At 75.7% G+C, this 5,982-nt stretch carries 7 protein-coding genes; 4 read left to right on the top strand and 3 right to left on the bottom strand.

The window, feature by feature from the left end; translation table 11 throughout:
- The 4 genes from VF468_26830 to VF468_26845 form a co-directional block, all read left to right on the top strand.
- A partial coding sequence (locus tag VF468_26830) for a hypothetical protein (GenBank protein ID HEX5881904.1) occupies positions 1-608 on the top strand: 608 nt, incomplete at its 5' end.
- Positions 609-665: 57 nt separating this feature from the next.
- Positions 666-1,352: a CHRD domain-containing protein gene (locus VF468_26835; protein ID HEX5881905.1), complete on the top strand. Its 687-nt coding sequence runs from the start codon at positions 666-668 to the stop codon at positions 1,350-1,352.
- A gap of 244 nt (positions 1,353-1,596) precedes the next feature.
- Positions 1,597-3,072, top strand: coding sequence for an NAD(P)/FAD-dependent oxidoreductase (locus VF468_26840; GenBank protein ID HEX5881906.1), 1,476 nt, complete (start codon positions 1,597-1,599; stop codon positions 3,070-3,072).
- Position 3,073: 1 nt separating this feature from the next.
- The gene (locus VF468_26845) at positions 3,074-4,516 is read left to right on the top strand and encodes a hypothetical protein (protein HEX5881907.1); all 1,443 of its coding nucleotides are present in this window, start codon (positions 3,074-3,076) and stop codon (positions 4,514-4,516) included.
- A 103-nt stretch (positions 4,517-4,619) separates the two neighbouring features.
- Here the strand turns inward: VF468_26845 and VF468_26850 are convergent, their stop codons facing one another.
- From VF468_26850 to VF468_26860, 3 genes are read right to left on the bottom strand one after another with little or no spacing between them, the layout of a single operon-like run.
- Positions 4,620-4,958: a hypothetical protein gene (locus tag VF468_26850; protein HEX5881908.1), complete on the bottom strand. Its 339-nt coding sequence runs from the start codon at positions 4,956-4,958 to the stop codon at positions 4,620-4,622.
- Positions 4,955-5,197, bottom strand: coding sequence for a hypothetical protein (locus VF468_26855; protein ID HEX5881909.1), 243 nt, complete (start codon positions 5,195-5,197; stop codon positions 4,955-4,957). The genes VF468_26850 and VF468_26855 overlap by 4 nt, the downstream gene beginning before the upstream one ends.
- A 58-nt stretch (positions 5,198-5,255) precedes the next feature.
- Entirely contained in the window at positions 5,256-5,756 is a 501-nt protein-coding gene (locus VF468_26860) for a cupredoxin domain-containing protein (protein ID HEX5881910.1), read from the bottom strand.
- Between the last annotated feature and the right edge of the window lie 226 nt (positions 5,757-5,982).

The following is a 5,982-nucleotide window of genomic DNA, read 5'->3' on the forward strand; positions in this document are numbered from 1 at the left end:
CCGGTGGCGACGTGTTCGACGACACCACCCCCCCGGGCGCCGAGGACGACGGCGCCGAGGAGCCGGCCGCCGACCCCCACGGCAACATCAACAACCTGCCCCTCAACAGCGGGATCCAGACCGGCACGGTCTTCAACTCGGTCCCCTACGGCGAGGTCCCCGCCAACACCCCGCAGGTGCTGATCCAGCGTCCGGGCAGCGGCCGCATCATCCCGCTCAACCGGGAGCTGACCGTCCGGGCCCGCTTCGACAACTTCGAGCCCGGGTTCTTCTCCAACCCCCAGGCCGAGTACGGCGTCGGGACCCAGCGGCTGAACGCCGAGGGCAACGTCCAGGGCCACAACCACGCCTGCTTCCAGCGGGTCGCCCGTGACGGCAGCGTGCCCGCCGAGACCTGCGCCTCGTTCGTGGTCATGTCCCAGGAGGGCGACTCCGACGTCCTCACCGGCATCGCGCCGCCCCTCACCGAGCCCGGCCGCTACCGCCTCTGCGTGGACGCCGCCGCCGGCAACCACTACCCCGCCACCCGGGCGTTCGCCCAGCGCGGCGGCCCGGTCGACTGCGTCCGCGTGCTGGCCATGGACTTCCGCCAGCTGCGCAACCAGTAGTTCGTCCGTCCCGCGTCAGTCAGTCCCCGACACGACGACTCAGGAGGAGCACCCTTCATGCTCAGAAGAGTGACGATGGCGGCGGTGGTCGCCGTCGTGGCCGCCGCGATGGTGGCGCCGGCCGCCCTCGCCCAGGACGACTACGGCACGACCCAGGTCGAGTACGGCCAGGACGTCTACGGCGGCACCGAGGGCGGCACCGAGACCGAGGCGGCCACCGGCGGCGCCCAGTCGACCGGCGCCTGGACCAAGTTCTCGGCCAAGCTGTCCGGCGACAACGAGGTCGGCGGGGGCGACCCCGACGGCAGCGGCACCGCGGCGGTCAAGACGCGCGGCACCGAGGTCTGCTACGACCTGAAGTGGACCGGGGTCGACGTGACCATGGCCCACATCCACAAGGGCGCCGCCGGCACCAACGGCGACGTGGTGGTCAACTTCTTCGCCAACGAGAGCCCGCTGGACGCCAGCAGCAAGTCCGGCTGCGTCCAGGCCAAGGCCGCCGTGGTCAAGGGGCTGGCCGCCAACCCCTCCAACTACTACGTCAACCTCCACTCGCCCGAGTTCCCCAAGGGCGCCATCCGCGGCCAGACCGCCCTGCTGAGCGGCAACGGCGAGCTGGCCTTCACCGGCGGTCCCATGTCCAAGGGCCTGATGCTGCTGGGCCTGTGCGTGATCGCGGCCGGGTCGACGCTGCTGGCGGTTGGCCAGCGGCGGCGGGTGGCCTACCACCGTCCCCGCCACTGACCGACGACAACTGACAACCCACGACATGCAGCACCTTGGCGACCCGGTGGACGGCCGTCCGTCGAGGAGGGAGCGGACGGTCCGGAGGTCCGAAGGCGGCGTCGGCACCACTGACGCGAACCTGGGGACGCGGACCACTCGCACCGGACGCCAGGCAGGCAGGGAGGGGCAGGCTACGGGAGACCTGCCCCTCCCGCCGCCATCTTCACTGCCCAGCGGCGTCATCGACGGGATGCTCCTCGGTGTGCTGGTCTGGGCAGTGCTCGTCCTCACGCTGCTGCCGGCGCTGCAGGCGTCGATGGCGGCACTGTTCCCGACACTGCTGCTGAGCCTGGGCGCCGGCGGCGTGGTCGGCCCGGGCGTGCAGGCCGCGCTGCGGGGCGGCCGGGCCCGCCGGCTCCGGCTGCCGGCGGCGGCCGCGGCCGGTCTGGGCCGGCGCCGGGTCGTCATCCTCGGCGGCGGGTTCGGCGGCGTCAGCGCCGCCCGCCGCTTCGAGCAGCTCCTCCCCTGGACCCCGTGGCTGGACGTGACCCTGGTCAGCCAGCGCAACTACCTCCTGTTCACGCCGATGCTGGCCGAGGTCGCGGCCGGGGCGGTCGAGGCCGGCAACGTCGGGGTGCCGCTGCGCGCGGCCTGCCCCCGGACCCGCTTCCGGCGGGCCGAGGTGCTCGGCGTCGACCCCGACCGCAAGGTCGTCCACCTGCGCCGCGGCGACGCCCTCGAGGCCCTGCCCTACGACCAGCTGGTGCTCGCCCTCGGCGCGGTGCCGAACTTCCGCGACCTGCCCGGCGTCGCCGGCAACGCCCTCACCCTGGCCACCCTTGAGGACGCGCGCCGGCTGCGCGACCACGTCCTGTTGCGGCTCGAGCAGGCCGACCACGAGCCCGACCCGGCCGAGCGCCGCCGCTGGCTCACCTTCGTCGTCGCCGGCGGCGGGTTCGCCGGCACCGAGGCCGTGGCCAGCCTGTTCGACCTGGTCCACGCCGTGCTCCGTTACTTCCCCCGCATCCGCGCCAGCGAGCCCCGCTTCGTGCTGGTCCACTCGCGCGAGCGCATCCTGCCCGAGCTGGGCGACCGGCTGGCCGGCTACGCCGGCGACAAGCTGGTCGCCCGCGGCATCGAGCTGCGCCTCGGGGTCACGGTGGCCGGCGCCGACCCCGACGGGGTCGAGCTCAGCGACGGCGAGCGGGTGGCGGCCCGCACCCTGGTCTGGGCCGCCGGGACCCGCCCCAGCCCGGTGCCGCTGGCCGGGCCGGGCGGCGTCGCCGCCCCGGGCCAGGGGGCGGTGCCGGTCGACCGGACCCTGCGGGTGCGGGGCACCGACGACATCTGGGCGGTGGGGGACTGCGCCCGCATCCCCGACCTCTCGCGCCGGGGCGCCGCCTGCCCGCCAACGGCCCAGCACGCGGTCCGCCAGGGCCGGGCCGTGGCCGACAACGTCGTCGCCGCCCTGACCGGCGCCGAGCCCGAGCCGTTCCGCTTCCGCGGCCTGGGGTTCCTGGTGCCGCTGGGCCGCCAGAGCGCCGCCGCCGAGCTGCGCGGCATGCGCTTCTCCGGCCTGCCCGCCTGGCTGCTGTGGCGCGGCGTCTACCTGTGGAAGCTGCCCGGGCCGCAGAAGCGGCTGCGGGTCCTGCTCGACTGGACCGTCGAGCTGCTGTTCCCCAGGGACATCGCCCTCACCGCCTCCGAGCGGCACCCCGCCCCCAGATCCACCCCATGAAATGAGCGTGGCCAGCGTCTCGACCGCCAGGGGGGGCGGTCACCCCTCGGCCGCCCGGGCGGTGGCCGCCGGCGCCCCGGCCGGGATCGTCGGCGGGCTCGCCTTCGGCGCCGCCATGGCCCAGCTGGGCGTGCTGCCGACGGTGGCCACGCTGGTCGGGCTGGGCTCGTCGCGGGCCGGGTTCGCCGTCCACATGGCCATCTCGGCGGTGGTCGGGGCCGGCTTCGGGCTGCTGGTCCGGCGCCAGCGCTGCGGGCCCAGCGAGACGGTGTTCCTCGGCGCCGCCTACGGCGCCCTGTGGTGGTGCATCGGGCCGCTGACGCTGCTGCCCCTGGCCCTCGGCCAGGCCCCGGCCTGGGAGGTGGCCGCCGCCCAGCGCGAGTTCCCCAGCCTGCTCGGCCACCTGCTGTTCGGGATGGGGACGGCGCTGGTGTTCGTCGTCCTGCACGGCCCCGGCGACCAGGGGCGGGCCAGGCAGGCGGTCGGCGCCGGGACGCTGCTGCGCGGGCTGGCCGCCGGCGGGCTGGCCGCCGCGGCGCTGGCCGCGGTCCTGGAGAACCGGGCCCCGGCGGTGGCCGCCGGGGCGGCCGTCGGGCTCGCCCAGGCGGTCCTGTCCCCCCGCTCCGACCAGGGGATCGGGGCCGCGCTGGTCCGCGGCCAGGCCTACGGGTTCGTGGCCTGGGTGGTGGGGGAGCTGACCGTGCTGCCCCTGCTGGCCGACGAGGGGCTGCGCTGGTCGCTGGTCGAAGCGCGGGCCAGCTTCCCCGGCCTGCCCGGCTGGCTCCTGCTGGGCGCGCTGGCCGCCGCCGGCCGCACCGTGCTCGACCGCCTGGCCCCGCTGCTGTCATCGGAGCACCTGCGCGCCTACCGGGGCGCCACCGCCGGCAGCGGCGTGCTGGCCGCGGCCCTCCGCGGCGCGGTGGCCGGGCTGGTCGGCGGGGCGGTCATCAGCCAGCTGATGCTGCACGGGGCCGTGCCCGAGGTCGCCGAGCGGCTCACCGGCTCCAGGGGGCCGCTGGCCGGGATCGCCGTCAACCTGGGCATCGGGGTCGCCATCGGCGTCTCCTACGGGCTGCTGTTCCGCCGGCTCGGCCAGGACGTCACCTGCGCCCTCGGCTGGGGCCTGTCCTACGGGTTCCTGTGGTGGGTCCTGGGCCCGCTCACCCTGCTGCCGGCCCTGCTCGGCGGCGACCCCGAGTGGACCGCGGCCGCGGCCGGCGGGTCCCTGTCCGCCCTGGCCGGCCACCTCGTCTACGGCGGCTGCCTGGGGGTTGCATTCCACCTGCTGGAGGCGCCGTTCGGGGTCCCGTGGCTGGCCCGGACCCGGGCCGAGGCCCTGGCCGCCCTGCGCCGCCGCGAGGAGCTGCTGGCCGCCACCCCGGCCCTGGGGGCGCTGCTGCTGGCCATGCTCCTGACCGTGCTGGTGGTCACCCTCGGCGCCTGAGGGGCCGGCGCGGCTCGCTCGTCGCCAGGGCGGCGTCCAGGTCGACACCCTGCTCGCGCCCCGAAGAACCTTGAGGAGCCGGGGGTGACGACGCCCGGAGGTGTCAGCTCGCCCGCTCGAACAGCTGGTAGACGGGCGGGAAGGTGCCGGCGAGGCCGATCACGAGCAGGAGCATCGTCAGCAGGAAGCCCCGGGAGAGGCTGAGCTCGCGGTCGCGCAGCCGGAAGTGGAGGTTGACCCAGACGATCACGTAGATGAGCGAGGCCACCGTGGCCTTGCCGGTGAGCGGGCCCGAGGGGGCGTACAGGTTGAGCAGGTCGGCGAACTCGGTCGAGGCGGCCGCGCCGATCGTGAGCAGCCCAAGGGCCGCGCAGCCGGCGCCGGCGGCGACGGTGGCGGCGACGATGCCGCCGTTGGGCTCGGTCTCGCGGGCCTGCATCATGGGCCTCCTGGAGGGTCGGGATCGTCGAAGGGGTCGGGACGCGCCCAGATCGTGGGGAACGCCACCACCGCCAGGGCCGGCAGTGCGGCCCCGGCCAGCCATGGCGGCGGCGACGACCCCGGCGCCCGCCGGACCTGCGCGGGCAGCCCCACCCCGAGCGCGAGCGCCCCCGCCGGCGGGGCGATCAGCACCACCGCCAGCAGGGCCAGCGCCGCCGCGGTCACCATCAGCAGCAGCACCGTCGGCCACCGGCGTCGGCGAGGGTGGGTCGGATGCATCGGCGTCGGTTGTCCTCCATCACCGCACCGTGACGGCGCCCTCCATCATCTGGAGGTGGTACTTGCAGTAGAAGCGGTACAGGCCGGGCTTGGCGGGGGCGGTCAGCTCGATCGTGGTGGTGGCGTCGACCGGCAGGTTCTTGGCCACCTTGGCCGCCTTGAAGGTGAAGTTGTGCTGCATGTAGTCGGCGTTGGCGACCTTGAGGGTGACCTTCTGCCCGGCCGCGACCAGCAGGTGCTCGGGCCGCCAGATGAAGTTGATCGCCGTCTTGGGCAGCGGCGGCACGGTCATGGCCACGACACCCCCCCGCGGCGCCATCGGCGGGGTGTTCTGGGCGGTGCCGCCGTGGGTGTGGTTGGAGGGGTCGTGGCCGCCCTGGGCGCCGGCCGGCACGGCCGCGGCCGCGGCGGCCTGGCTCGCCGGCGCGGGCCGGCGGGCGGTGACGGCCCAGGCCGCGGTGCCGGCCAGGGCCACGACGAGCACGGCGACGACCAGCCACGGGAGACGCTGCTTGGACATGGAACCTCGCTGGGGGGCGCGAGCGGATCTGGTGGGGAACTCACCTGGGTCGCGCCGGATTCCCACGACTTCCCGGGGAGGGCGAAGGATGCGATCCGGGGAGCCACCACCAGCGTTGCGGAGCCGAGGCCGGCAGGGCAGCGGCCCGACCGTCGCCGGCGCCGCCGCGACCTGCGCGTCGCCCCCGGCCCCAGCCGCACCGCCTGGGGCTACGTCCTGCTCGCCC

The sequence above is a fragment of the Actinomycetota bacterium genome (assembly GCA_036280995.1).
GTDB lineage: Bacteria > Actinomycetota > CALGFH01 > CALGFH01 > CALGFH01 > CALGFH01.